At 44.1% G+C, this 26,609-nt stretch carries 10 protein-coding genes; 8 read left to right on the forward strand and 2 right to left on the reverse strand.

Annotated features, from left to right (window positions below):
* Positions 1-69: 69 nt before the first annotated feature.
* From L0992_07770 to L0992_07795, 6 genes are all read left to right on the forward strand, one after another.
* Positions 70-11,058: an amino acid adenylation domain-containing protein gene (locus tag L0992_07770; protein ID XGB68570.1), complete on the forward strand. Its 10,989-nt coding sequence runs from the start codon at positions 70-72 to the stop codon at positions 11,056-11,058.
* Positions 11,055-16,634, forward strand: a complete 5,580-nt coding sequence (locus L0992_07775) for an amino acid adenylation domain-containing protein (protein XGB68571.1) — start codon at positions 11,055-11,057, stop codon at positions 16,632-16,634. Before L0992_07770 ends, L0992_07775 begins: the two co-directional genes overlap by 4 nt.
* 160 nt (positions 16,635-16,794) lie before the next feature.
* Positions 16,795-19,005 carry a TonB-dependent receptor gene (locus L0992_07780; GenBank protein ID XGB68706.1) on the forward strand — a complete coding sequence of 737 codons (2,211 nt, stop codon included), beginning with the start codon at positions 16,795-16,797 and terminating at the stop codon, positions 19,003-19,005.
* The gene (locus L0992_07785; GenBank protein ID XGB68572.1) at positions 18,995-19,972 is read left to right on the forward strand and encodes an acetyltransferase; all 978 of its coding nucleotides are present in this window, start codon (positions 18,995-18,997) and stop codon (positions 19,970-19,972) included. The genes L0992_07780 and L0992_07785 overlap by 11 nt, the downstream gene beginning before the upstream one ends.
* Positions 19,973-20,046: 74 nt before the next feature.
* Complete coding sequence (locus tag L0992_07790) at positions 20,047-21,336, forward strand: lysine N(6)-hydroxylase/L-ornithine N(5)-oxygenase family protein (GenBank protein ID XGB68573.1); 1,290 nt, start codon at positions 20,047-20,049, stop codon at positions 21,334-21,336.
* A gap of 347 nt (positions 21,337-21,683) precedes the next feature.
* The gene (locus tag L0992_07795; protein ID XGB68574.1) at positions 21,684-21,938 is read left to right on the forward strand and encodes a DUF3297 family protein; all 255 of its coding nucleotides are present in this window, start codon (positions 21,684-21,686) and stop codon (positions 21,936-21,938) included.
* 88 nt (positions 21,939-22,026) lie between these two features.
* Here L0992_07795 and L0992_07800 read toward each other — a convergent pair whose 3' ends face one another.
* On the reverse strand, positions 22,027-22,527 hold the full coding sequence (locus L0992_07800) for a hypothetical protein (protein XGB68575.1): 501 nt from the start codon (positions 22,525-22,527) through the stop codon (positions 22,027-22,029).
* 188 nt (positions 22,528-22,715) lie between these two features.
* The gene (locus L0992_07805) at positions 22,716-23,426 is read right to left on the reverse strand and encodes a membrane lipoprotein lipid attachment site-containing protein (protein ID XGB68576.1); all 711 of its coding nucleotides are present in this window, start codon (positions 23,424-23,426) and stop codon (positions 22,716-22,718) included.
* Positions 23,427-24,024: 598 nt separating this feature from the next.
* Here L0992_07805 and glpT point away from each other — a divergent pair.
* Positions 24,025-25,395 (forward strand): glycerol-3-phosphate transporter, encoded by a 1,371-nt coding sequence (gene glpT / locus L0992_07810; GenBank protein ID XGB68577.1) that lies wholly within the window; start codon positions 24,025-24,027, stop codon positions 25,393-25,395.
* Between the two features lie 108 nt (positions 25,396-25,503).
* A complete protein-coding gene (glpQ, locus tag L0992_07815; GenBank protein XGB68578.1) occupies positions 25,504-26,559 on the forward strand; it encodes a glycerophosphodiester phosphodiesterase in 1,056 nt (351 codons plus the stop codon).
* Positions 26,560-26,609 lie beyond the last annotated feature (50 nt).

Below are 26,609 nucleotides of genomic sequence, written 5' to 3' on the forward strand. Positions count from 1 at the left end.
CCTGTACTTTTCGCCTGTCGTGGGCGAAGAGAGGGTTTCTGCAACCAAATTTCATGCTTAGGTAATAAAATGTCAGTGGATGATGAACAAATTTTGGATTCCGTAACCGCTTGGAATCCGCTCTCATACTCTCAACAACGTTTGTGGTTATTCCAACAATTACAACCGATGAGCTTAGCCTATAACTTGGGTGGCTTACTTTGGTTTGAAGGTAACGGTGTAACTGTTGAAAAGCTTCAACATTCATTAAACGAAATGGTCTCGGTATTTCCTTCGCTACGGAGTCAATTTTCTGAAATCGAAGGCAAAGCAGCTCAGCGCGTGTTGCCTTTTAAGCCTGTTGATTATGACTGTATTGACATGCAGGGTGGCTCGGATGCGATTAAAGCGATTAATCAAGATGCTCGACAACGTTGGCAACAACCTTTCAATTTATTGGAAGGTAATCTTGCTCGCTGTTGTATTTATCAAGTCAGTGAGCATCGCTTCGCTGTGTTGCTTTCGACTCACCACATCGTCACTGATGCTTGGTCATTTCAAATCAAAATTAAGATGCTGGTTAATTCGGTTGCAGGCAAAACCTACAATGGGAAAGAGGTTCAAAGTTATCTTGATTACGCAGCAGAGCAGGCCAGTGCAGAAACGTCTGATCTCTATAAACAACAGAAAGCGGCGTGGGTAGAGAATCAGTTTATCAGTCAAGAGTCGCTCTCGATATCAAATCTTAACGATCAATTACAAGATACTTATGGGGCGAGGCATGAGCTTGTTAGCTTGTCTAACGAAACCAATGAATCAATCAAAAAGTTAAGCAGTGAGTTAGGCGCGACCAAATTTGAGATTTTGGCGTCGGCAATGATGCTAACGCTGCGCCAGTACTCTTCTAATGTTCATCCTTCAATTTGTGTTCCCGCCCTAAACCGAAATGCCAAGAATCGCAGAACGGTCGGTTTTTATGTGAATAGTGCAGTGATGGGTTACCGCATTGACGCAGAAATGAAGCTGTCTCAGCTAGTCAACACTACTCATGCTTCAATGAAAGCGTCGCTAGCCTACGAAAGTACTCCATTAGAAGCGCTTGTCGGCGACTTACCACTTCCTACAACGGCACTGAACTTTCGGAATCACGGTGGTAAATTTTCACTTAACGCCAACGGGGTTTCGGCCGAGTTTGAAGAATTTCCAGTATTAGAAACACCGTTTGAACTGGTGTTGGACGTTATTAATAAAGGCGATACACCGTTAAGGTTTGTCTATGCAAAAGAGAAATTCACTCGTCCTTTTATCACCAAATTCATCGAAAGTTTTAAAGTAAACTTAACGACCATTGTTCAATCACCAGATGCAGCTGTAGCGTCGGTAAATGCAATCTCAAGCAAGGACATGAGGTTAATAGACCAATATGGTTCGGGTGATCACTCTTGGCACTATCGTCCGTTTACTGATTTAGTGACGGAGCAAGCCGTTAAGTGTCCGAATAGTATTGCGTTAAAACACCAAAATGAGTCAATGAGCTATCTAGAGTTGGAGACTCGTTCAAACCAGTTGGCGCATTCGATTTTGTCTCAAAAGACCACTTCAAAATCACCGATTGGTGTGATGATGGAGCGTGGCGTCGATATGATAGTTTCAATGATCGCCGTTCTGAAAGCGGGCGCGCCTTTCTTACCCTTAGACCCAGATTACCCAACCGAACGATTGAATTTTATGTTGGAAGATAGTGGTGCTGAGCTACTCCTGACTCATTCTAAATCTAGGTCTAGATACGCTGATGTATTAAACAGTAGTGATGGTGTTACTCAGTTCTGTGTTGAGAGTGTAGAGCTTTCAGGTTTGCCTTCAGATAATTCTTTTAAACGTCCGTTGGCCGAAGAGCTGGCCTATATCATCTATACCTCTGGTTCAACGGGAAAGCCAAAAGGCGTCACCATATCTCATGAAGGTTTGAGCATGCATGTTCAAACGATTGGTCAGCGATATGGCATGAGTGAAGATGACGTTGAACTGCACTTTGCATCGATTAGTTTTGATGGTGCGGTTGAACGTTGGACTGTGCCATTAGCCTTTGGCTCTCGCTTGGTGATTCGTGATCAAGAGTTATGGACTGCGGAAAAGACCTGCGATGTACTGCAACAAGAAAAAGTGACCATCGCTTGTTTTCCTCCAAGCTATGTCGGCCCGTTACTCGACTGGATTGAAGCGACAAAACCACCATTGGCACTGCGATCCATTACCTTGGGCGGTGAAGCGTTCACTCGAGAGACCTTTGAACGAATCCAAGATGTGTTAGCGCCACCAAGAATCATTAACGGTTATGGTCCAACAGAAACGGTTATCACGCCGATGATTTGGGAAGCGTATGCACAAGATTCAATGGAGAGCGCATACGCGCCGATTGGAACTCCAGTCGGTGATAGAAAGCTGTATGTACTTGATTCTGAGTTAAGCCAAGTGCCATTTGGGTGCAGTGGTGAGTTGTACATTGGTTCTGAAGTGGGCTTAGCTGAAGGCTATTTGAAACAGCCTAATTTAACCGCTGAACGTTTTGTTCCTGATCCATTTTCTAATAATGGCGAGAGGATGTATCGAACGGGTGATCTCGTTCAGTGGCGCGATGATGGCATCATGGAGTACCTAGGTCGTGTAGACCAACAGGTTAAGATTCGTGGGTTCCGTGTCGAACTAGGGGAGATCGAATCCCAACTTCAGGCGCTTTCAGGCGCGGAGTTCTGTGCTGTTGTTGATCACGAATCTCCTACGGGTAAAAAGCTTGTCGGTTATGTTCAGCTAAGTGAAGGGCAACAAAGCGAGACGCAAGCAAATAAGGCCGAACTGAACGATGTTTTATCGCAAAGTACTCATAGAAATGAAGAAGTTCGATGGATTGAACTATTGGGACAAACGCTGCCTGATTACATGGTACCTGCCTGCATTATTGTGCAAAACAAGTTGCCTCTGACACCTGCAGGTAAGGTCGATAGAAAGCAATTGCTTGCTCCTGATTGGTCTGAGCTACACACCGAACAAGGTGAAGTTGAGAACGAGCGACAACAAGTTCTTGCTGATATTTGGTGTGATCTACTTAAGGTGAAGAGTGTTGGAGCGAATAGCCAATTCTTTGCGCTAGGTGGTGACTCAATTACGGCTCTTCAACTAGTCGGAAAGGTGCGTCAACAAGGTTTCATGTTATCGCCAAAACAAGTTTTCGATTTTCCGAAGTTAAGTGATATGGCGGACAATCTAACAGAAACCAAGCTGGTCAAAGCTGAACAGGTTAAGCTCCAAGGCGAAGTCGCACTGCTACCCATTCAGCAAAGATACATCGATCATTTTAAATTGAGTCGTTGTAATCAATTCATTCAGTTTAACTGGCGTTACCCAGTAGATGTTGAACGATTGACTGCTTCATTCAAAGGTCTTGTTGAACACCACGACGCATTGAGACTGCGCTTTGCTCATTCGTCGGACTCTTCATTAAAAGCGACGGCAAATTATCAAGACAATGCCGAGTTTGCTATTCATTCATTTGAAGACGAGATAAACCTTGAACAAGTTCAGGCGAGTATAGATCTAACTCACGGTGTCATTGGTGCTGTCGGAACTAGCAGCCTGAACAAACAGGGTGAACTTGGTCAGCAAAGCGAAATTTTAATTGCGATTCACCATCTCGTTGTAGACGCACTTTCGTGGCCAGTGATTATTGAAGACCTCGCTAAGCTTTATAGTGCACATCAAGAAGCTTATGACACTCAAGATACGGTTCAAATAGCATCACCTGAACTCTCATTGGGTCAAAAGACACATCATCAAGGTAACTGGGGCCATACCTTAAGTACATTGACGATATCTGAAGATCAAAAAACGTACTGGGCAGAGCAAACGAAATCACCGCTTTATCCTACAAAACGTGGAAAGCCTATTGCGATGCAATGGCATACTCCTTTATCAAAAATCAATGCTCTAAATAAAGCTGGCCAAGAATTTGCTCGCCTCACTCCGGAACAAATTGCATTCATTGTGAGTGCTTTAACGGTCAGTACGTTAAACCAAGGAAAGGCGTTAACCATTCATCGTGAATCTCACGGTCGCTATACCGAAAACTCCGGGGTTGATTTAAGTCGAACTGTCGGCTGGTTCACATCATTATATCCGCAAGCCGTTCCTGCTCTTGATTCGTTGGAAGAGTGGGTTAAATCCCTCAAAGATAATTGTAATGCAGACGAGCTTGGCGGCGTTACGTTCCATGCTGGTGTGAGGCAAAATCTTTGGCCTCATGTTGGTGATATGGATGTGCTGTTTAACTATTTAGGCAATCTTACTCAACAGATGAATGACGCGGTTGAGGTAACAAATACGGGCTTATGGCGTGATGAATCAAACGCTGCAGATGCGGCGATTGTTATCAATGCTTCTGTGCACACTGAGCACTTAACATGGGATGTTGAGTTGGATAGTCACAGTTTCAAACAAGTTGAAGTTGAGGCACTACCTGCGGCATTTGTTAGCAGCATCGAACGTTTACATGAACTGTTTATTGAAGCCAATCCGGTATTAACCAGCAACGATGTACCACTGGTTGAGTTGACTCAAACCCAATTAAATCAACTTTGTGCAAGTGCAAGTTCATCAGTTGCTTCAAGTTCATTACCTCGAACAATTTTACCGTTATCAACCTTGCAACAAGGTCTCTATTTCCACGCGAAGCTCTCTGAAAGTAATAGTACGTACGTCAATCAGATAACGTTGCCTTTAAACAACGTTGATGTAACCAAGATGATTGATGCTTGGCAAGGTGTGATGAATAGACACCAAATGCTGCGTTCTACATTGTTCTCATTTGATGGTGGGGCTTACCTTGCCGAATGGCCAGAACTTAGTCTGAATTACACGATATTGGATGTTCGAAAGCGTAGCCAATTTGACCTTGATTCCTACAAGCAGAAAACGATTGAGCAAGGCTTTGAGTTAGAGCAGTTTGTTGACCATGCAAAAGTAAAACCTTTGTGGCGCGTCGATTTCGTTCAAACCCATGATGATCAAGTGCAATGTATATTTACGATCCACCACATTCTAATGGATGGATGGAGTACGGGCGTACTACTCAGCGATTTGTTTGCCTTGTATCAAGGCCATACTGTTGCACCAGTCAAAGGTGAGTTTTCAGACTATTTGTCTTGGATACAGAACCAAGATAGTCAGCAGTCTAATCAGTATTGGCAGCGCTACCTTCAAAACATGGAATCACCAACACGTTTGGTTGAATCTTTTGGAAAACCGAATGCCGAGGTCACTGATTCTAACGTATCCAGTTTCCATCGTTACAATGACGACTATTCATCTGAGACTATCAGCGAATGGTTACCTAAGCTAAAACAAGCGGGTGTCACGCTTAACACGTTAACTCAAGCCGCTTGGCTACTGACATTGAACCGCTTCACCGGGCAAGAGAGCCCAGTTTTTGGTAATACGGTAGCGGGGCGTCCGACAGAGCTGGCTCACAGTGATTCGATGGTGGGTTTGTTTATCAATACGTTGCCTATCTCTCATCGAATTGATCTTTCTAAATCAGTATCTGAATGGATGTTAGAAATTCAAACATCATCCAGTGAGCAGCGTGAGTTCAGTTATTCGTCTCTGTCAGATATCCAAGCACAAACTGGGTGGTCTGGTGAGAATCTATTCGACACCTTAGTGGTTTTTGAAAACTACCCATTGGATGAAGCACTTCTAAATAGTGAAGGGAACGGTGAATTTAGCATTGGTGAGCCAGAAAGTTATGAGTTTACCCATTACCCGTTAACCTTGGCTATTTTGCCGAGCGAGTCGCTTCGCATCGTTTTTGCTTACGACGAGAGTAAGTTTACACCCCAACAAATAGAAGCTCTGTGTACAACTAATCGACACTATTTAACTCAACTTGTTCAACACTTAACGGAACGCTTAGGGCGATTGTCTGAATTGGCTCCAGAGCAGGTGAGTGAGCTTAGTTCATTTGACCGTGAACCAGAAGCTTGGACATTTGAACCGTTTACCGACTTAGTGGCAAAGCAGATGTTACTGCGTCCTGATAGTGAAGCGCTAGTATCGAACGTTGAGGTTGATAATGGACAACAAAGACAGCGTTTAACTTATCAACAAGTGGTTGAACAGAGTGATGCGATAGCTTCGAGGCTCATTATTGAAGGTGTTGAACGCGATGATATTGTTGGTGTGTTCTTTGAGCGTGACTGCAATATGCTGGTGGTAATGATGGGTGTCATGAAAGCAGGCGCGGCTTTCTTGCCATTAGATCCTTCATATCCCCAAGAGCGCTTAGACTTTATGGTCAAAGACAGCGGAGCGCGTGTTTTGGTTCATGATTTATTAAGTGAATCTTTAGCGAATCGTATTAAGAACCAAGCTAAAACTATCAGCTATAGCTCGTTTGATTTAACTGAAACCCTCAAACAAAAGCCTGCGATTTTACCTGATCAACTGGCTTACATGATCTACACATCGGGTTCGACTGGCAAGCCGAAAGGGGTTTGTGTGTCGCAACAAGGATTGAGCATGCATGTCCAAACTATCGGACAGCGATATGGCATGACAGCAAGCGATGTGGAACTGCACTTTGCGTCAATCAGTTTTGATGGCGCGATTGAACGTTGGACTGTGCCATTGGCATTCGGTTCACGCTTAGTTATTCGAGACCAATCATTGTGGAGCGCTCAACAAACCTGCGATGTATTAACACGTGAACAGATCACTATTGCGTGTTTCCCTCCAAGTTATGTGTTGCCATTGTTAGAGTGGATTGAAGGCTGTAGCCCCGAACTCTATGTGCGCTCGTGGACATTAGGTGGCGAAGCCTTCACTCGTGATACCTATTTCCAATTGCAACGCGTTCTAAAACCTAAGCGAATCATTAATGGTTACGGGCCAACCGAAACCGTTGTCACGCCAATGATTTGGGAGGCGTATCCAGAAACTGAATTAGAAAGTGCTTACGCACCTATCGGGAAAGCCGTCGGAAATCGAACTTTATACGTGCTGGATTCGGCATTAAACCGTGTTCCTGCAGGTGTTTCTGGAGAGCTCTATATAGGGGAAGAAGTTGGGCTCGCAAGAGGGTACTTTGAACGTCCTGATCTAACATCTGAACGTTTTATTCCTGATCCATTCTCAAGTAATGGTGAGCGAATGTATCGAACCGGGGATGTGGTGAAATGGCGTTCAGATGGCGTTATGGAGTATCTCGGTCGTAGCGACGAACAGGTTAAGATTCGAGGGTTTAGAGTTGAGCTTGGTGAAATAGAATCTCGCCTACAAAAGATCACCGGTTCGGATCAGTGTGCTGTCGTTGCTTGTGACAGCCCATCAGGTAAACAGCTGGTGGCATATATACAAAGCGATAACGAGCTATCTAATGTTCAGGCTCTGAAAGATCTTGCTAGAGATCTTCCTGATTACATGGTGCCTAGCCAAGTTGTCAAAATGGATAAGATTCCTTTAACTCCAGCGAGTAAAGTCGATAAAAAACGCTTACCGATACCAAACTGGCAAGAGGAAGTGAGTTCAGAATATATAGCACCGATTGGGGAGATGGAGCTAGCGTTAGTAAGTCAATGGCAAGTGCTATTTAGCAAAGAGAAGATAAGCCGTGAGGATGATTTCTTTGCTTTAGGTGGTCAATCGCTATTGGCGACCCAGCTTGTAGGAAGGCTGAACCAACAAGATAACATCAGGCTGCCATTACAGGCGGTGTTTGATACGCCATTGCTTAAAGACCTTGCTGCGCAATGTGTATTGTCAGACGCTCAGAATCAGAGAGAAATGGTTGCCATCGAGCGCGTGCTTCGGCTGCCATACATGCCGGCTTCTGCTGTACAAAAACGATTGTGGTTCGTTCAACAACTGCTACCAACCAGTGCCGCTTACCACATGCCTTTAGGACTTAAATTTAATGGGGATGTGAACGTCACTGCTCTTGAGCGAGCAATCAATATTCTGATTGCTCGTCATGAAATCTTGAGGACGAACTTTAGCCAGGTTGAAGGTGAGCTGATGCAATCTATTCATGCTGAGCGAGAAATTCCTCTTGGTCTCCATGATCACTTTGCATCCGATGAACAAAGGTTGTCTGCGTACCAAGATCTGATTGCTAAACCGTTTGATTTTTCTGAAGGTTCGCTGATTCGATTTGATTGGATAATCGGTAAACCTGAGACATCAGCGAACGTTAAACAGGGCGAATTGCTTATTGTCGCGCACCATATTATTTGCGATGGAATCTCCATGCAGCAACTGCTTTCAGAATTGGCTGATTGCTATGTGTCCATGATCAGAAGTGAAGAGGAAAGGAAAGGACAGGGGCTACGAACACCGGAAATTACTAACGATTTACAGTACGCAGACTATGCGAATTGGCAAAAGCAGTGGCTTGAATCAGAAGAAGCATCCGAACAAAAAGCATGGTGGTTGAATGCGCTGAAATATGACATTGAACCACTGGTATTGCACAGTGACGTGTCGAGAGATCAAGCGGATACGCGAGGTAACCGACTCCACTTTGAACTGACAAGTGAGCAAGTTTCCAATATCACTGCATTAGCTGTATCACATAACACGACTCCTTTTAATGTCATGCTGACGTTGTGGCACTTGCTGATGCACAAGTATTCCGGCCAAGAGCAAGTACGTGTTGGTGTGCCAGTTGCTGGTCGAACACAGATTGAAACACAGACGATGCACGGCTGCTTCATTAACAGTTTGGTTATTCCGTCTCAATTTAGTGGAGAGCTGTCTTTCTCTGGTTTACTTAATCAAGTGAAGTCATTCACTGAACAGGCACTGCAGCGACAAGACTTCCCTTTTGAAATGTTGGTTGAATCACTTGGGGTTACCGGAAATCTGCGGTACCACCCGGTGTTCCAAACCAGTTTCAACTTCCAGAGCTTTGATGAGCAATCCTTGTTCGACTGGCAAGGACTCGATGTCGAGCCATTTGATCCAGGTGTTGTGAATGCTCAGCTCGAAATCGGTATGGATATCCAACAGATGTCTGAAAGTAAGTGGCTTGGTTTCGTAAGCTATGTGTCTCCGATTTTCACGCAAGATTTCGCACAAGCGTTGCTTGAGCATTGGCTATTACTTTTAGATAGGGTAGCTACAAACAGTGATAAGTTAGTTAGCCAACTTCATTTGATCGATGAGAATGCAACACAGCAAAGTCGAGCGTTCAATAACACCTCCCTTGATTGGGGTGATTTCGTGACGCCGTCACAAGCGATTCAACAGCAAGCTAAAGAAACACCAGATGCCGTCGCCTTATCAATGCAAGGTAAAACCCTTACATACAAACAATTTGATGCTCGTGTTAACCAACTCGCTAACTGGCTGCGTGAGAGAGGGGTTACTAATGAAACGCGTGTTGGTTTAGGACTTGAACGTTCGTTTGACTTAGTGGTTGGTTTGCATGCTATCACTCGTGCCGGTGGTGCTTATGTGCCATTGGATCCAAGTTATCCGGCAGAACGACTTAAGTATATATTGCAGTCGGCGAATATAGACTTGCTGCTTACGGATTCAAGCTCAATGCACTTGTGGCCAGAAAGTGAGGGCTGCGAATATCTCGATTTAAGCCAGCTAGATACGTCAGCGCAGTCATTAATGCCACCATTAGTTCACTGGCATCCAGATCAGGCGTTGTATGTGATCTTTACTTCTGGTTCAACGGGCCTGCCAAAAGGAGTGGTGAACACTCAAGCTGCATTACAAAACCGTTTGAATTGGATGCAACAAGAATATGCACTCAATGAATCCGATTGTGTGTTGCAGAAAACGCCATTTAGCTTTGATGTTTCGGTATGGGAGTTCTTCTGGCCATTGATGACTGGCGCACGCTTAGCGATCGCGCCGCCTGACGCTCATCGCCAATCAAGTGTCCTATCCGAAGTCATTCAACAAGAACAGGTGACAACACTCCATTTTGTGCCGTCGATGTTGAACGCGTTCTCGGTAGAAACAGACATATCAGACTGTGTTTCTTTAAAACGCATTATCTGTAGTGGTGAAGCACTACCTGCCGACCTTGTTGATCAAGTGCTTAATAACGCTCCAGTTGAATTACATAACCTGTACGGGCCTACAGAAGCGGCGATCGATGTGACGTATTGGCCATGTGAGTTACCCGTGTCTAAGCGTATCCCGATAGGTTATGCGATCAGTAATACTCAGCTACATGTACTTGATGACAACTGGAACCCTGTGCCGATTGGTGTTCCTGGTGAATTGTATTTAGCGGGTATTGGATTAGCGCGTGAATATCTAGCTCGCCCGGACCTTACCGCAGACCGATTCGTACCCAATCCGTTTGGAGGGTCAGGAAGCCGAATGTACCGAACGGGTGATCAAGTTATTCAACTTGCTGATGGTCGATTGGAATATTTGGGTCGTTTGGATAACCAAGTCAAAATTCGTGGCTTGCGCATTGAGTTAGAAGAAATCGAAAATGTGATCAATCAACTCGAATGGGCAGAAGAGTCAGCCGTGATTGCGTTTAAGCATCAAACTGGCGACCAATTGATTGGCTATGTCATCGACTCCAATTGGGATCAAGACAAACAAGATCTTGTAAACAAACACCTTTCTGAACATCTCCCTGACTACATGGTGCCAAGTATATTGGTTGGGTTGAGTGAGATGCCACTTTCTCCAAACGGTAAGCGTGACAGAAAGGCTCTGCCGGCTCCGGAATGGCAGTCAATCGAATACCGCGCTCCGGAGACGGAGTTGGAATTATGGTTTGCGAGTAATTGGGAAGAGGTTCTAGAAGTCCCTCGAGTGGGTTTGGACGATAACTTCTTTGCTCTGGGTGGTCATTCACTATTAGCAACTCGAGTGGTCGCAAAAGCACATCAAGAGCTTGGTTTAGAGGTGGTACTGAAAGACTTTTTCGAGGCCAATAGCCTGCAGGCGTTAACGGATAGCTTGCAAGCTCAATATCAAACACAAAATGAACATGAACAAGACGAATTCGATGCCATGGCAGCATTGATGGACGAACTGGAGCTGCTATGAACGACCCAATAGACAAGAACAATCTACAAACAAAGAGTCAGTCAAAAGCGACGACTCAACCCAAGGCCACTAACCAAGGACAAATCGATAAACACGCGTTAGCAAAACGGTTTTTACAACTGGGAAAACCAGAGCAAATCAAGTTTATCGAACTGCTGAGTAACAAAGGTTTAGATTTCGAAAAACTACCTATTGTTGCAGTTGGTTCTGAACAGCAAGTCTCGCTATCTCCGGCACAACAACGTTTGTGGGATATTTATCGTCTAGACAAAGGCAACAGTGCCTACCATATGTCGGGGACGTTCAAAGTTAATGGTGATTTGGATATTGACCGATTAACCCAGCTCGTCAACCAAGTCTTAGAACGCCATGATGTGTTGAGAACACGCTTTATTACCAGTGCCACAGAGCAGGTTATTCAGTTTGTCGACAAAGCGGCGGTGATGCATCCGGTTGGTGTTGATGCTCAAAGTTGGAATCAAGAGCAAATTCAAGACGCCGAGCAGGAGTTTATTGGCAAAGCGTTTGAGCTTGAGACTGAACTGCCAATTCGTATGCAATGTTTACGAACCGGTGATCATTCGTGGAAGCTACAGCTTGTCATGCATCACATCGTTTCTGATGGTTGGTCGATTGGCGTATTTTTAAATGAACTCGTTACGCTTTATCAAAAAGGTAAATTGCCAGAGTTAGCGATTCAATATCGTGATTATTCTCATTGGCAAAGCGCGTTATTGGATGCGGGGAAAGGGCAGCAACATATTGAGTTTTGGAAGCGTGAGCTTTTACAAACAGATCAAAGCCCACTGTTCCCTTGGCATAGTGACGTTACACCAAATCAAAGACGCATTGCTGATTCGATCAGCTACGAACTCAATGAGTCGCAATCTGACAAACTAAAACAGATTGCGCGTCAGTTGTCGGTAACGACTTCGAGCTTATGGTTAGGGATATGGCAGGCTGCTTTAGCCAAGGTAACGTATCGCACAGATATATCAGTCGGTGTACCGATGGCGAATCGTACCCGCCACGAAGTGTCTAATCTGATAGGCTTTTTTGTGAATACTATGGTTATTCAGCAATCCATCACGCCTAACAGCTCTTTATCTGATGTGATTGAAGGAGCCCACAACAAAGTACTTGAGGCGCAAGAACATCAACTATTGCCATTCGATCAGTTAGTCAGTGCTTTCACGGCTGAGCAAAACGACGGTGAGCCAAAGAATTACGAACGAAAAGCAGGACAAACTCCCTTGTTTCAAGTGCTTTTTAACCATCAAAGTTCGTTGGCTGATGAGATTCAATTAGATAGCCAACTTACATTGAAGGCTGAGCAACAAAACGGGGAATTTGCGTTATTCGATATTGCACTGGATATCCGTGAGACAGAGCGAAAAACAGGTGTCGTGCTCACGTATTCAAAGGATCGAATCGATTCTGATGCGATGGTTGAGTTGAATTCTGTACTTGAACATCTCATCGGCAGTCTGGAGTCGCATGTAGATAACAACCTGGCCCGAATCAATCACCTCACACGACACGATGCATCTGTTTTAGAAAAACTATCGCAACCAGAAGGTGAGTGGGAGTTTCAGTCAATTGTTGAACTTATTGGAGTTCAAGCCAAAGCACGACCTGATGCCATCGCACTAAAGCATCAAGACTTTGAGTTGAGCTACGCGCAATTGGATTCGGCGTCATCAGAATTGGCGTCCAAACTTGTCGCTAAAGGCGTAGTTCGAGATCAAGCGATCGGTGTGTTGTTCGAGAGAGGCGTCGAAATGATTGTCTCTATGGTTGCAGTCATGAAGGCGGGCGGGGCATTTCTACCACTAGACCCTGATTATCCAACTGAGCGTCTTGCATATATGGTTCAAGATTCTAAGGCGGGGTTTGTGATTACCCAGCAAGGCCTAGAGCTCCGTTGGCAAAACATTCAATCTGAGTTTGACGTTTCATCACCGCAAGTAACTTCGTTAGTTTATCGTCTGCAAGACTTAACTCAATTTTTAGATAACGGACAATGTTTACCAACTGAATTAATGCCAACGATACTCCCTGAGCAATTGGCATACATCATTTATACCTCCGGTTCGACAGGTAAACCGAAAGGCGTGGCAGTTAACCACAATGGTTTGTCTATGCATGTTCAAACCATTGGTAAGCAATATGGTATGACACCAGAAGACGTCGAGCTTCACTTCGCTTCGATTAGTTTTGATGGTGCTGTTGAGCGTTGGACAGTGCCGTTAGCGTTTGGTAGCAAGCTTGTGATCCGAGATCAAGAGTTGTGGAGTGCTGAGAAAACTTGCGAGGTGCTGTGCAATGAAAAGATTACCATCGCCTGTTTCCCGCCGAGTTACGTGGGTCCGTTGCTTGATTGGATTGAATATCAAAAACCATCTATCAATGTCCGCTCCTGGACACTTGGTGGCGAAGCCTTTACCGCTGAAACCTATCAACGTTTGCAAAAGGTTGTGAATCCTCCTCGTATTATCAATGGTTATGGACCAACAGAAACGGTTGTCACACCGATGATTTGGCGCGCATACCCTCAAGATAAATTGGACAGTGCGTATGCTCCGATTGGTCAGCCTGTCGGCGAACGTCGTTTGTACATATTGGATTCGCAGCTCAATAAAGTCGCATTTGGCGCCGTCGGGGAGTTATACATCGGTGGTGAGGTTGGGTTGGCACGTGGGTATTTAGACCAACCAGATTTAACTTCTGAGCGGTTTATGCCTGACCCGTTTAATCTCGATGATACGAGCAATAGACATAGCAATAACGAACGAGCATGTCAGCGTATGTATCGAACTGGTGATCTGGTTCGTTGGAATCACGATGGCGTGATGGAATACATAGGCCGTATAGACCAACAGGTTAAGATAAGAGGATTTCGCGTTGAGCTAGGAGAGATTGAAAGTCGCCTGCAATCTATCTCTAAGGTTGAGCATTGCGTTGTTGCAGTGAAAGAGGTCGGCCAACACAAACAGTTGTTTGGTTATTTGCAGAGTAGCGAGCCTGACCGTTTTGATCTTGATGAGATTCTAGAAGCGCTTTCACGAGAGTTACCTGATTACATGGTCCCAAACCAATTAATGCTCTTGGATAAATTGCCTTTAACACCTGCTGGTAAAGTTGATAGAGCCTCGCTCCCCGCTATGGATGAGAACGTTCAATCGATCGCGACAGTTGTGTTACCTAAAACCGAACAAGAGGCGTTGCTCGTAGATATATGGCAGCAGCTACTAGGCATCGAGAAAGTGAGCTGCGCGGATAACTTTTTTGCATTGGGAGGTGATTCGATACTTTGCTTACAAATGGTGAGTAAAGTACGTGTTGCGGGCTACAACTTAACACCACAGCAAGTCTTTGAAGGCAAAACGTTGTCTGACTTAGCCGAAGCGTTGGATATCCATAAGGCCGCAACAGAGCGTGTTTTGACCGAAGAAGCGTTTGGCTTAATGCCGATCCAGGCACATTTCTTTGCTCAAGAGTTTCCTGAGCCTGATCATTGGAATCAGCATATCTGTGTTGAGCTGAAACAAGACATGAATACCGACTATTTGAAATTGGCGATTCAGGCGTTGGTTAAACAACACCCAAGTTTGAGGCTCGCATTTAAACAACATCAAGGTCGTTGGAAACAACAGTATCAACCTTATCAAGAACGCCAATACCTTTGGATAAGCTCGGTGAGCTCTGAAGACGCATTTTCAGCATTTGCACAAGAGATTCATCAAAGCATGGATATCGATACTGGTCGATTAATTCAGGCCGGTTACGCGCAATGTTCAAAATCCCCAAATCGCTTGATGATAGCTATTCACCACTTAGCAGTGGATGGTGTGTCTTGGCGCATTCTGTTAGATGACCTTTGGAAGGCGTATCAACAACAAGTTGCGGGGCAAGCTATCCAGCTAATGCCGAATTCGAGTGAAATCGATGAAACCGTCCGTCAAGTTGAACAATGGTCTGCTACCGAACAAGGAAAGTTGATGCAATACACTTGGCATGATTTGGTTTTGAAATCGTCAAATTCAGTCAAGAGTAAGCAAGAGCTTCCTCCTGCGCTTTATCAAGATAAACAGGTTTACAAAACTGAACTATCGAATGACTTCACTCAAACGTTATTGCGTGTTTCAAACACCGAGCACGGAGATATTCAAAGCGTGTTGATTGCTGCATTAGTGTCAGCATTAACGAGTGAAGTGCAACCTGAGGTTCCTCTGTACTTAGAAGGACATGGTCGAGAAGCCTCTGTTTTTTCCAGCGTTGATCTATCAAGAATGGTGGGTTGGACGACCAGTTTGTACCCAATGATTGGGCATTTCCAACCTGATATTCTAGGTGTGCTCAACCAAACTCATGACTATTTAGAGAACGTTAAAAAAGATGGCGGCATTGGCTATGGCGTTAGGTATTTAAACAAAGAGACTAATGATAGTTATCGCGCAACTGCAACGTTTAACTATCTAGGCCAGTACTCAAGTGACGGCTTCGCACACTGGTGTACACCTATCGAAGGCGGAAGCCTACCTCAATCCGGACTAAATCAGATGTTGACGCCACTTGTTGTTAATTCTCAGGTTGTGTCTGGGCAGTTAAGCCTGTCATGGGAGTTTTCGAAAACGCACTATTCATTAGCGGGCATCGAGCAAATAGCAGAGCAGTATGTTGAGCGTTTAACGGCGCTTGTCAGTGCTATGAAACAAGGATCGAAAGTAGCAAAGAGTAATCAGTGCATAGCCAACCTGCGACTGGTCGACAAACTCAATAATACAACGTGCGAGAATGAACCTGTTTTCTGTATTCACCCTGTAACAGGGCGTGTGACGGGTTACCAGAGACTCGCACAGGCACTCGAAGGAGATAGAAGTGTATTTGGCATAAAGTCACAGAGCTTTGTATCAGAGAGCGTATTTGATTCCTCGTTTAATGATATGGCCGAGACGTACTACCAAACGATCAAACAGATCCAGCCTCATGGCCCTTATCGATTAGTCGGATGGTCATTAGGTGGGGCACTTGCTCAGGAAATCTCATTACGTTTAGAGAGGAATGGCGACGATATAGCGTTTGTTGGGTTACTCGATTGCTATGTGCCAGGCACTGAAATTGCTGAAGACCAATGGGACTCACCAACCTCAAAAACTAAACTCATGGAACATATTTCATTGCTGCTTGGTTCAACTACGAAAGCGCAGAGGCAGAGATGTTTAGAGTTGCTCGATTCAGTACCTCCTCAAAGGTGGCCAGAAGTCTTTAATACATGGTTGGCGGAAAATAACTTCGACCACTACATGGCGGACAACGCAAAACAAATGCTCTATAGCTGGGCTGTTGAACAACACATGCGTGCTTTGTGTCGCGGGTATCAATTACCGAGCGTAAAAACCCAATTGCATTGTTGGTGGGCAGGGCAGCCAAATGGGCGCTCAGAGCTGTTATCAAAAGGGTTGAATAAGCATAACAACCTCCAATATTCCGTTGTTATAGACACGGATCATTTAGGTATCGTTCAGAATAATCAAGTAATCAAAGACTTATACAGACATTTGTATTGTGAATAATTTTATAAATATCTATTGCTGAGATGTTTTATTTTGAAAATTACGTGGTACACTCCGTTAAATTATTAATCGCAATGATAACTATTATCGTTATTGTTTGTGTTTTTATTGCAATTGGTTCATAGCCGTATTGAAGGAGAAATATATGAATCGGCACTTTATGCGCACCCCAACAGCACTTGCGGTCGCTTTAGTTATAACGTCAGGAATGGTTCAGGCCAACGAAGATGAAACGGTTGTTGTTATTGGTCAGCAGCTAGAAGACAGTTCAGTCGGTCCAGATTTTAGTTACGTGGGATTAAGCAGTCGCACGGCAACCAAAACAGACGTTGCGATAGGCGAGACGCCACGAGCAATTTCTATTGTTACTCGTGAGCAGATGGACGACCGAGCGTCAATCAGTATTGCCGATGCATTGCAATACACACCGAGTATCCAAGCGAATTATTTTGGTGAAGACAACAAGCAAGATTGGTTTGTTATCCGTGGATTTAAGCAAGCAAACAGTGGCTTATATCAAGACGGAACGCGTTTGTACTCATCTGGCTTCTACAGCTGGCAGATCGACCCGTTTGGGTTGGAGAGAGTAGAAATCTTGCGTGGTCCAGGTTCTGCATTGTACGGCCAAACCCCTCCTGGTGGTGTTATTAACGTAATCAGTAAGCGCCCACAGTTTGACGGTGGCTCGGGTCAGTTTGCTATCGAATACGGTACCGATGATCGCAAGCAAATTAGCTTAGATGTGAACACTGAAGTTAACGATAAAATGGCGTTTCGCCTACAAGCACTTGGTCGTAAAAATGGCAGCCGTGTCGATGGTGTAGAAGCTGAACGCATTTTTATCGCTCCTTCTCTGGCTTATAAATTCACAGACGACACAAAAATTACACTACTAACCAGCTACCAGAAAGATGATTCTGATCCGTACCTACAGTTCTTACCAATGGAAGGGACGTTAACCTCGAATCCGAATGGCAAAATCAGTGATAGCACTGCAGTAGGCAATACAGATTGGGAAACGTTCGAGCGTGAACAACTGTCAGTAGGTTATGAATTTGAACATCATTTCAATGACAGCACTTACTTCATGCAGAACACGCGTTACAGCAAGATGGACATCAATCTTCGTCAAATGTACTCCCTTGGTTACGCTAAAGACTACGGCCTGGGTGTGTATGACCCTACGGACAGTCAGATTCTACGTGGGGCATCAACGGAAGAAGGCACATCGGACGCATTCAACATTGATAACCGAGTGGTACATACCTTTAAAACAGGGGTTGTAGAGCATACGTTATTGGCTGGTATTGATTACCAAAACATCGATATTGATAGCAAAGATTATGCAGCAGACCCATTTGTTGCAGATGGCAATAGTTCAATTGGCATTCCAGTACCCGGAGTGGGCTTAGTTCCAATCGCTAATCCATTGTTTGATGTGTTCAATCCATCATATAGCAATAACGTGACTCTGCTTGATTCAAACTTTAGCGTTGTTGATGAATCTGACCGCCAAACGACCAAGACCAAAAACAATCAGCTTGGCTTGTATCTACAAGATCAGATGATGATTGCTGACAAGTGGGCTGTTCAGATTGGTGTTCGTTACGATGATTCTCAAAACAAGACTCACAACACGACTACGGGCGTAAAAACTAAGGTTGATAACGAAGAATGGACAACCAACTTAGGTGTTGCTTACCTAATGGATAATGGCTTTACGCCATACGTTAGTTATGCACAGTCGTTCAATCCTATTATTCAACTTGACGTAAATGGCGACCCGGCTAAACCAGAACGCGGCGAACAGTATGAAGTGGGTTTGAAATACCAACCGCGTAGTTTCGAAGGTTACTTTAATATAGCGGCATTTGAAGTCTCAAAAGAAAACCTAGCGCGCACTGTTAATAGTCAGCTAACGCAAATTGGTGAAGTTCGTAACCGTGGTATTGAATTAGAGGCGGTGGCTAACGTAACCGAAGAGCTAACGTTAATCGGTAACGTGTCATTCATTGATTCTGAAATTACTGAAGATGCAAACAGCAGTTATGTGGGTAACACTCCGTCACAAATTGCTGATCAACTGGCTTCGGCTTGGGCAAACTACCGTTTCTTGAGTGGTCCACTTGATGGGCTAACAGTTGGTGCGGGTGCACGTTACGTTGGTGATTCATACGCTGATAATACCGAGACGAACGTTGTTCCTTCGTACACATTGTTTGACGCAACATTGAGTTACCGAATCGAAGATTACAAGTTCCAAGTTGCAGCAAAGAACTTAGCAGACAAAGAGTACGTGGCTACGTGTGACTTCTACTGCTTCTACGGCGATCGCCGTAATGTGATTGCGAGCGTAACTTATGACTGGTAACCACCAGCCTTTGAACACTCTGCCCGATGGGCAGAGTGTTTCTTTAAGTGAGGCACAAGACAGTTACTGCGTGGAAGTAAGCTCAGGTGTGATTGAAGTTGTACGTGAAACAAACCAGTTCTGGCGTTTAACTCAAATGACAGCGCTCAATACGGAACAACTTTCTGCCTTTGCCATTCTATTCTCTGCTAACCCTGAGATTCGAACGATTGAACTCGGACAGTTTAAAAGCGAAGTGTTGGATTCTTTGTGTTTTGAAACTGCTGAAGGTTTAAAGGTGTTATGGCGTGAAGCCGTTATGCAAACACCTGATCTTTGGCTCAAAAATAGGAATCATAACCTTTACCCGCACAAGCAAGTCCTCGACGCTGCAGGGTATCACCCAGCCAGACCAAAGCCCTTATTGGGTGAGTTGTATCGCCGTTATATTCCCGATCTTAACGCCGTACTCACTCTAGAAGGCTTAGATGTCGACAAACACTTAACCTTCTTCAATAAGTGGCAAAACAGCCAGCGTGTTGCGAATTTCTGGGAGCAAACTGGCTCACTGGAAGAGCACAGGAAGTACTTAGAGGAATCAGTTAAAAACAATAAGAACCAGCTTCTTATTGTGTGTTTAGACAATCAGCCTTTCGCTTATATCGAAGTGTACTGGACCAAAGAAGACCGAATCGCACCTTATTACGCGGCAGGGGATTATGACCGGGGTATTCATATGCTGGTCGGTGAAGAATCCCACCGTGGTGCACATAAAGTAGCGGCTTGGCTGCCTTCCGTTTGCCACTTCATCTATCTATCAGATCCCCGTACAGAAAAGATTGTTAGCGAGCCAAGAGCCGATAACGACAAGATGATCGGATATCTGCAGAAATATGGATTTGCCAAGGTAAAAGAATTTGAATTTCCGCACAAACGTGCGGCTTTAATGTGTCAGTTGAAAGACAGCTTTTTCAGTAACGAGTTCTAATAATGAAGCGGTAAGTACTGGTAAAGGGAGTCGGAATAGGGGCCTTGTACCCAACAATTATCATGAGGTTATACATGACGAAACAAATTAAGGAATATGATGTTCTCGGAGTAGGTTTTGGCCCTGCTAATTTATCGATAGCCATTGCGTTAGAAGAACAAGCTAAAGACAAAGGCTTAAGTTATTGCTTCTTAGAGCAAAAACCTCATTTTGAATGGCACGGCGGCATGTTGCTTGATGGAACAAGAATGCAGATCTCTTGTTTGAAAGATCTGGTGACGTTACGAAACCCAACAAGCCCATACTCGTTCGTAAACTATTTGCACACCAAAGACAGGCTCAATGCTTTCATCAATCTAGGTAGCATGAACCCTTCCCGTGTTGAGTTTAACGACTACCTGACTTGGGTTGCTAATCAATTCTCAGAACGCGTAAATTACGGCCAGCGAGTCATTGATATTGAAGCGATTGAAGAAAACGGTCATAGCTCAAAAGTAAAAGTTACCTCTACCGATATACACGGCAATCAGACGGTTCGAATCGCTAAGAACCTTATTGTTGGTATGGGAGGAATGCCGAAGCTACCGAAACAGTTTGAAGGCCATGATAATGAACAAATTATCCATTCTTCAAAATACAAAGCATGGCGCGAGACCTTTAAAGGAAATTCAGAGCCTAAAATCGCGATAGTCGGAGCAGGGCAGAGCGCGGCAGAAATATTCGTTGATCTAACAAACCGTTATGCCGATGGCGAGATTCATATGGTCAACCGTCGCTTCGCATTACACCCTGCCGATGATAGCCCGTTCGTTAATGAGGTGTTCGATCCTGATTTCACTGACCATATGTATGAAAGCACGCAAGAGCAGCGCGATCATATTCTTTCTCGATTTAGTGCAACCAACTACTCGGTAGTCGATACCGAAGAGCTCAATGCAATATATGAGTTACTCTATTTGCAAAAAGTAACGGGAGAAGGCAAACATCAGCATCTACGCTGCCATGACATTCAAGAAGTCGCGCAGAAGGATGACAAAGTCGCAATGCGCTTGAATGACACGATCAATAAAACACAGACATGGAATGAATACGATGCCATCATTCTTGCCACTGGTTATCGATACGATGAGTTCAACCAAATGCTGAGCTCAATTGAACCTTTGATTGATAGTAAATCGGTAGGGCGTTCATACCAATTAGACATGAAGCCAAGCTGTGACGTCAAAATCTTCTTACAGGGTTGTTGTGAATCTTCTCACGGCCTAAGTGACACGCTTCTTTCAGTGTTGGCTGTTCGTTCTAAAGAAATTGTGGATGCGCTTCTTTCTAGTTCTAACCAAACGGTTGAGACTGAAAAAGCGTAATCAAAATTGCTACTTAGCGCCGAGCCCTTGAGTTTGGCGCTAATTTTCTAGATACATATTTTCTAGATACATAGATAGCTCCCCAATTTTTATATTCCTTCGCTACCTTTCTCTTATTCATACCAATAATATTTTTACTTTAGTCATCGCTATTCTCAGCTCAATACTCGATTCTCTTATTACGGGGTTTATCTTGGGTTCAAACAGAGCAACTATCGCCGATAAATCAAACAACTAGACGTTGATTAAAACTATCAATACGATTTACTACAGCAGTTGTTGAGCACAAAGCCTATATTGACTAGAATGACGCACTTTTTTTATTTACGTACATACAGGTAATGAACATGAGCGATACTAATTCAAGACCAGCTTTACCAGATCATCTTGCAGGCAACCCACGCAGCCCACACCACGTGGCTGAGTGTTTCGAATACCCAATCGGCATTCGTCTAAATGGTAAAGAGCGTACTGATGTTGAAGAATACTGCATCAGCGAAGGTTGGGTTAAGATCCCTTCACCTAAAGCGCTGGATCGTCGTGGTCAGCCAATGCTTATTACTCTTAAAGGCACTGTAGAAGCTTACTACATCGAAGACTAATTGATGTCGTAATAGCTAAAGCCTATTTATTGAAGGGTCTAGAGAAATCTAGGCCCTTTTGGTTTTTATCGTGTTCAGCGATTTTTACTTACCACGCAATACCGGCGCCAATTGAAAACTCCAAATCTTCTCCTTCAGCCTTATCGAAACCTGCGGTAACCACAAAGCCACTGTCCATAATATAGGTCGCGTCCAAACCACCAACTTGTTTGGTTGAGCTATCGGAGAACTCACGGTTCTCTAGCGTTACGTCTGTATGTGTGCGTTTGATGCCGTAACCGGGTGTGATGTACAAATTTTCTGTGATACCAATCGGTGCGTGAAACTGATATTCGTTGTCACGTTGTTTGTATTCGTAAGAATCATCGTCCTCGTTATAAGCAGAACGTGTAAATTCGACACCATAACCTATAGTTCCTGGACCTTGATATTTGATATATGAAGCAGACCAATCTCTCCAACCGCGTTCAGCCGATAGCCCAAATGTAATAGCCGTTTCTTCTTGCGTTTGTTCATAGGCTTGAACGTGTGAAGTGCCGAAGATTAGGGTTGCGGCAAGAATAAGAAGGGGGAGTTTGTTATTGGTCATTGGATCGCTCGCTTATGTATACAAATATCAGCGCTTCTCATGGAGATAGAACGCCATTAAATGAGTAACTTAGTCGGGATCGTCCTTGAGCTTTTTGTTATGTGTTCCTTTGTGTTTGTTTCGAATAGCACTCTCGATGATGAGAGTGTTATTCGATAGGGGGCTAGTTATTCAAATCGCGTTGTACACTATTTTAAAGTGCGTAGCTTATTGACCTGCATCTTTGTTCGTACTTTTGTAACTTCGGCATGAGAAGGCAGTTTGTCTTTTACTTTGTTCTTGATGTCAGACATCGGAATAAAGTTCCACTTGCCGTCGTGATACTTAAGAACGAATGTTTCACGGTCCATTTCTTCACGGAAAATCCAAACACCATCGTCTAGACGTTTAAAGTCGCCAACCACGTTACCGTTGGTGTCTCGAACTGTCCAAAATGCGTATTCAGTATCTTGGTAATTCTCTTTATTACCCTGAATTTCTTTGTCGCCAACCGAGACTGTAACTTCGTCATCTTTAACCAAGATCTCTCCGACAAAACGATCATTTACATGAATACCATATAAGGTTTCATTTTCATCTGACCTGAGCTTTGTAGTTGAAATATGAGCATTTCCGTTGTCACGATTGAAGAAAGGAATATCACCTAACTCTGGGATGTGTACAAACCCGAGATCCGCTTGAGCGATTTTGTCTTTCAGTGTTGGTGCGTCAACGCCATAGTTCGGATCTGGATTGTCGTAATCGCCATCTTTGTCTGAGTCATCTAGTCCAAAACCTGGATCGATATTTTCAAAACCGTAATCGCCATCGAATTGCGGTTGTGCTGGGTCCGAGGTTCCACCTGATGAGCAACCCGCTAGAACGGCAGTAAGTACAAGAGCGATAAGTGATTTGTTCATGATATTTCCTATCGTTGGGTTTATTCGTAAACACTTGATGCGCAGAAATGATTCTTGTGGGAGTAAGCCACTTATGTTTCTTATCACGGATATTCAATGTGATTAGGACTGCTGCATCGCTTGAGGTTGTACGATACGCAATCCAAAGTGTTCAATAAATAAACTGATCAATAGGTTTAACATCACGAATGGTTATGTGTTTATTTCGAAAAAGAACAACTACGGAGATGAATTAATAAGAGAAAGGGAGGTTGAATTGAGTTTTTGTTCTCTGATTAGTTCTAAAAAACGTCTTTCCAAATATGCATTCGCAAGAATAATGCGATGAGCTTTGATTGCTTTGTGTTCGATTGCTCATTTTTGTCTATTTTTCACTCGGCCACTGGTTGGTTAAATAATATTCATGTAGTCGAAAATATGAAGCGTAGTCTAACTAAATGAAACTAATTTGCTGTATTTAAAGTAATTAATTGTTAATGGCTATCTCTGTCACAGAAATTAATCCTGAAGCACATACAATCCCTCATGTTTTCGAATGAGCGTAAATTTTTTCGTTCGAGCATTTTATTCTTCCTTTGCCCAATAATATGAGGTTCCTATGTTTGGAATATTCAAACCGATGGCGCATATCGATCGCTTGTCATCAGATAAAGTCGATAGCACCTACACACGATTACGATGGCAGCTGTTTCTTGGTATTTTTGTCGGCTACGCAGGCTATTACTTAGTTCGTAAAAACTTCAGCTTGGCCATGCCTTACCTTATCGAACAGGGGTTCAGTCGAGGAGAGCTAGGGGTTGCACTAGCAGCCGTTTCTATTGCTTACGGTTTATCTAAGTTCTTAATGGGTAGTGTTTCTGACCGCTCTAACCCTCGTTATTTCTTAAGTGGCGGCTTATTAATGTCGGCGCTTGTGATGTTCTGCTTTGGTTTCATGCCTTGGGCAACGGGCAGCATTACCGCGATGTTTATCCTTCTGTTCTTGAATGGTTGGTTCCAAGGTATGGGCTGGCCAGCGTGTGGACGAACCATGGTGCACTGGTGGTCACGTAAAGAGCGTGGCGAGATAGTGTCGGTATGGAACGTTGCTCACAACGTGGGTGGCGGATTGATTGGTCCAATGTTCCTATTGGGTCTGTGGGCTTTCAATGACGATTGGCGAACCGCTTTTTATGTACCTGCATTTTTTGCCACTCTCGTTGCTATTTTCGTTTGGTTTACGGTAAGAGATACGCCTCAGTCTTGTGGTCTACCTCCAATTGAAGAACACAAAAACGACTACCCAGATGATTACGACAAGTCTCACGAAACAGAGATGACAGCAAAAGAGATCTTCTTTAAGTATGTCTTCAATAACAAACTGTTGTGGTCAATCGCTATCGCGAACGCGTTCGTTTACCTGATTCGTTACGGGGTACTTGACTGGGCTCCTGTCTATCTAAAAGAAGCGAAAGACTTCTCTGTAGATAAATCATCTTGGGCTTACTTCTTATACGAGTGGGCAGGTATTCCGGGCACGTTATTATGTGGTTGGATCTCAGATAAGCTATTCAAAGGACGCCGTGCGCCTGCAGGTATCTTGTTCATGGTGCTAGTGACTATCGCAGTATTGGTTTACTGGTTTAACCCAGCAGGTAACCCAACGGTTGATATGTTGGCTCTAATTGCGATTGGCTTCCTAATCTACGGACCTGTAATGCTAATCGGCCTATACGCACTTGAGCTTGCTCCTAAAAAAGCGGCGGGTACAGCAGCAGGCTTAACGGGTCTATTCGGTTATTTAGGTGGTGCAGTTGCAGCAAACGCAGTATTAGGCTTCATGGTTGACCATTACGGCTGGGATGGTGGTTTCACTATCTTGGTTGGCGCTTGTATCGCTTCAATCATCTGTTTGGTGTACGCGTTTATTGGTGAACGTAAGCATCATAAAGAGAAAAGCCTTGAGCGCGAGAAAGAAGCCATAGCTTAATCTCTCGTTAACTTGATTGTTTGTTAAGTGAGTTTTAACAAACACAACCATACTAATAAATGATAGAGGCAGGGATATCCTGCCTCTTTGTTATCAAGGAATATAACAATGAAAACGACGTCACTGTCCCTGACTTTATTGGCACTGAGCTTATCGGTCAATGCACTTGCTGATCCTTTAGTTATTGCTCACCGAGGTGCATCGGGTTACTTACCTGAGCATACTCTGCCAGCAAAAGCGCTCGCGTATGCGATGAAACCTGATTACATCGAACAAGATGTCGTGATGACCAAAGACGACCAATTGGTGGTATTACACGACCATTATCTAGATCGCGTTACCGATGTTGCAGACCGATTTCCAGATCGTGCTCGTGAAGATGGCCGCTACTACGCGATAGATTTTACGCTTGCTGAGATCAAATCATTAAAGGTGACTGAAGGCTTTAACCTTGATGAGCAAGGTAACAGAGTGGCAGGGTATCCAACTCGCTTCCCAATGTGGCAGTCTGATTTCCGAGTACCAACGTTTGCAGAAGAAATCGAAATGATCCAAGGGTTGAATAAGACTCTTGGTTACGACGTAGGTATCTACCCAGAAATCAAAGCGCCTTGGTTCCATCTCCATGAAGGTAAAGACATCTCTAAAGCGGTTCTTGCGACCTTGCATCAATATGGTTACTTAACAAAAGACGATAAGGTCTATTTGCAGTGTTTTGACGCTAACGAATTGCAACGTATCAACGATGAATTAATGCCAGCGATGGAAATGGACTTGAAACTCGTTCAGCTCATGGCTTACACCGACTGGAACGAAACCATGACTTACAAGGGGAATAAGGCGACACCTTATAGTTACGATTGGATGTTCGAGAAAGGCGGGATGGCAAAAATTGCTACCTATGCTGACGGCATTGGCCCGTGGAAACCTATGCTGGTGGACGATGCATCGACCAAGAACAACATCATCATTAAACCATTGATGAAATCTGCTAAAGAGGCTGGCTTAGACGTTCACCCATATACGTTCCGTGCTGACCCAGGTCGAATTCCGGGCTATGCCGATAATTTCGATGGCATGTTGGATGTGTTTTACAACCAAGTGAAAGTCGACGGCGTGTTTACCGACTTCCCAGACAAAGCGGTAGAGTTCCTAAACCGTTAAGCTATTCAGCAGCTACGAAACACGAGCTATGAAGAGCTAAAAGCAAAGTT

It is taken from the genome of Vibrio pomeroyi, assembly GCA_041879425.1.
Classification (GTDB): domain Bacteria; phylum Pseudomonadota; class Gammaproteobacteria; order Enterobacterales; family Vibrionaceae; genus Vibrio; species Vibrio pomeroyi_A.

Excerpts from the sequence above, each read along its gene's own strand:
- L0992_07770 (XGB68570.1), top strand. The coding sequence starts at position 70 with ATGTCAGTGGATGATGAACAAATTTTGGATTCCGTAACCGCTTGGAAT.
- L0992_07775 (XGB68571.1), top strand. The coding sequence starts at position 11,055 with ATGAACGACCCAATAGACAAGAACAATCTACAAACAAAGAGTCAGTCA.
- L0992_07780 (XGB68706.1), top strand. The coding sequence starts at position 16,795 with ATGCGCACCCCAACAGCACTTGCGGTCGCTTTAGTTATAACGTCAGGA.
- L0992_07785 (XGB68572.1), top strand. The coding sequence starts at position 18,995 with ATGACTGGTAACCACCAGCCTTTGAACACTCTGCCCGATGGGCAGAGT.
- L0992_07790 (XGB68573.1), top strand. The coding sequence starts at position 20,047 with ATGACGAAACAAATTAAGGAATATGATGTTCTCGGAGTAGGTTTTGGC.
- L0992_07795 (XGB68574.1), top strand. The coding sequence starts at position 21,684 with ATGAGCGATACTAATTCAAGACCAGCTTTACCAGATCATCTTGCAGGC.
- L0992_07800 (XGB68575.1), bottom strand. The coding sequence starts at position 22,527 with ATGACCAATAACAAACTCCCCCTTCTTATTCTTGCCGCAACCCTAATC.
- L0992_07805 (XGB68576.1), bottom strand. The coding sequence starts at position 23,426 with ATGAACAAATCACTTATCGCTCTTGTACTTACTGCCGTTCTAGCGGGT.
- glpT (XGB68577.1), top strand. The coding sequence starts at position 24,025 with ATGTTTGGAATATTCAAACCGATGGCGCATATCGATCGCTTGTCATCA.
- glpQ (XGB68578.1), top strand. The coding sequence starts at position 25,504 with ATGAAAACGACGTCACTGTCCCTGACTTTATTGGCACTGAGCTTATCG.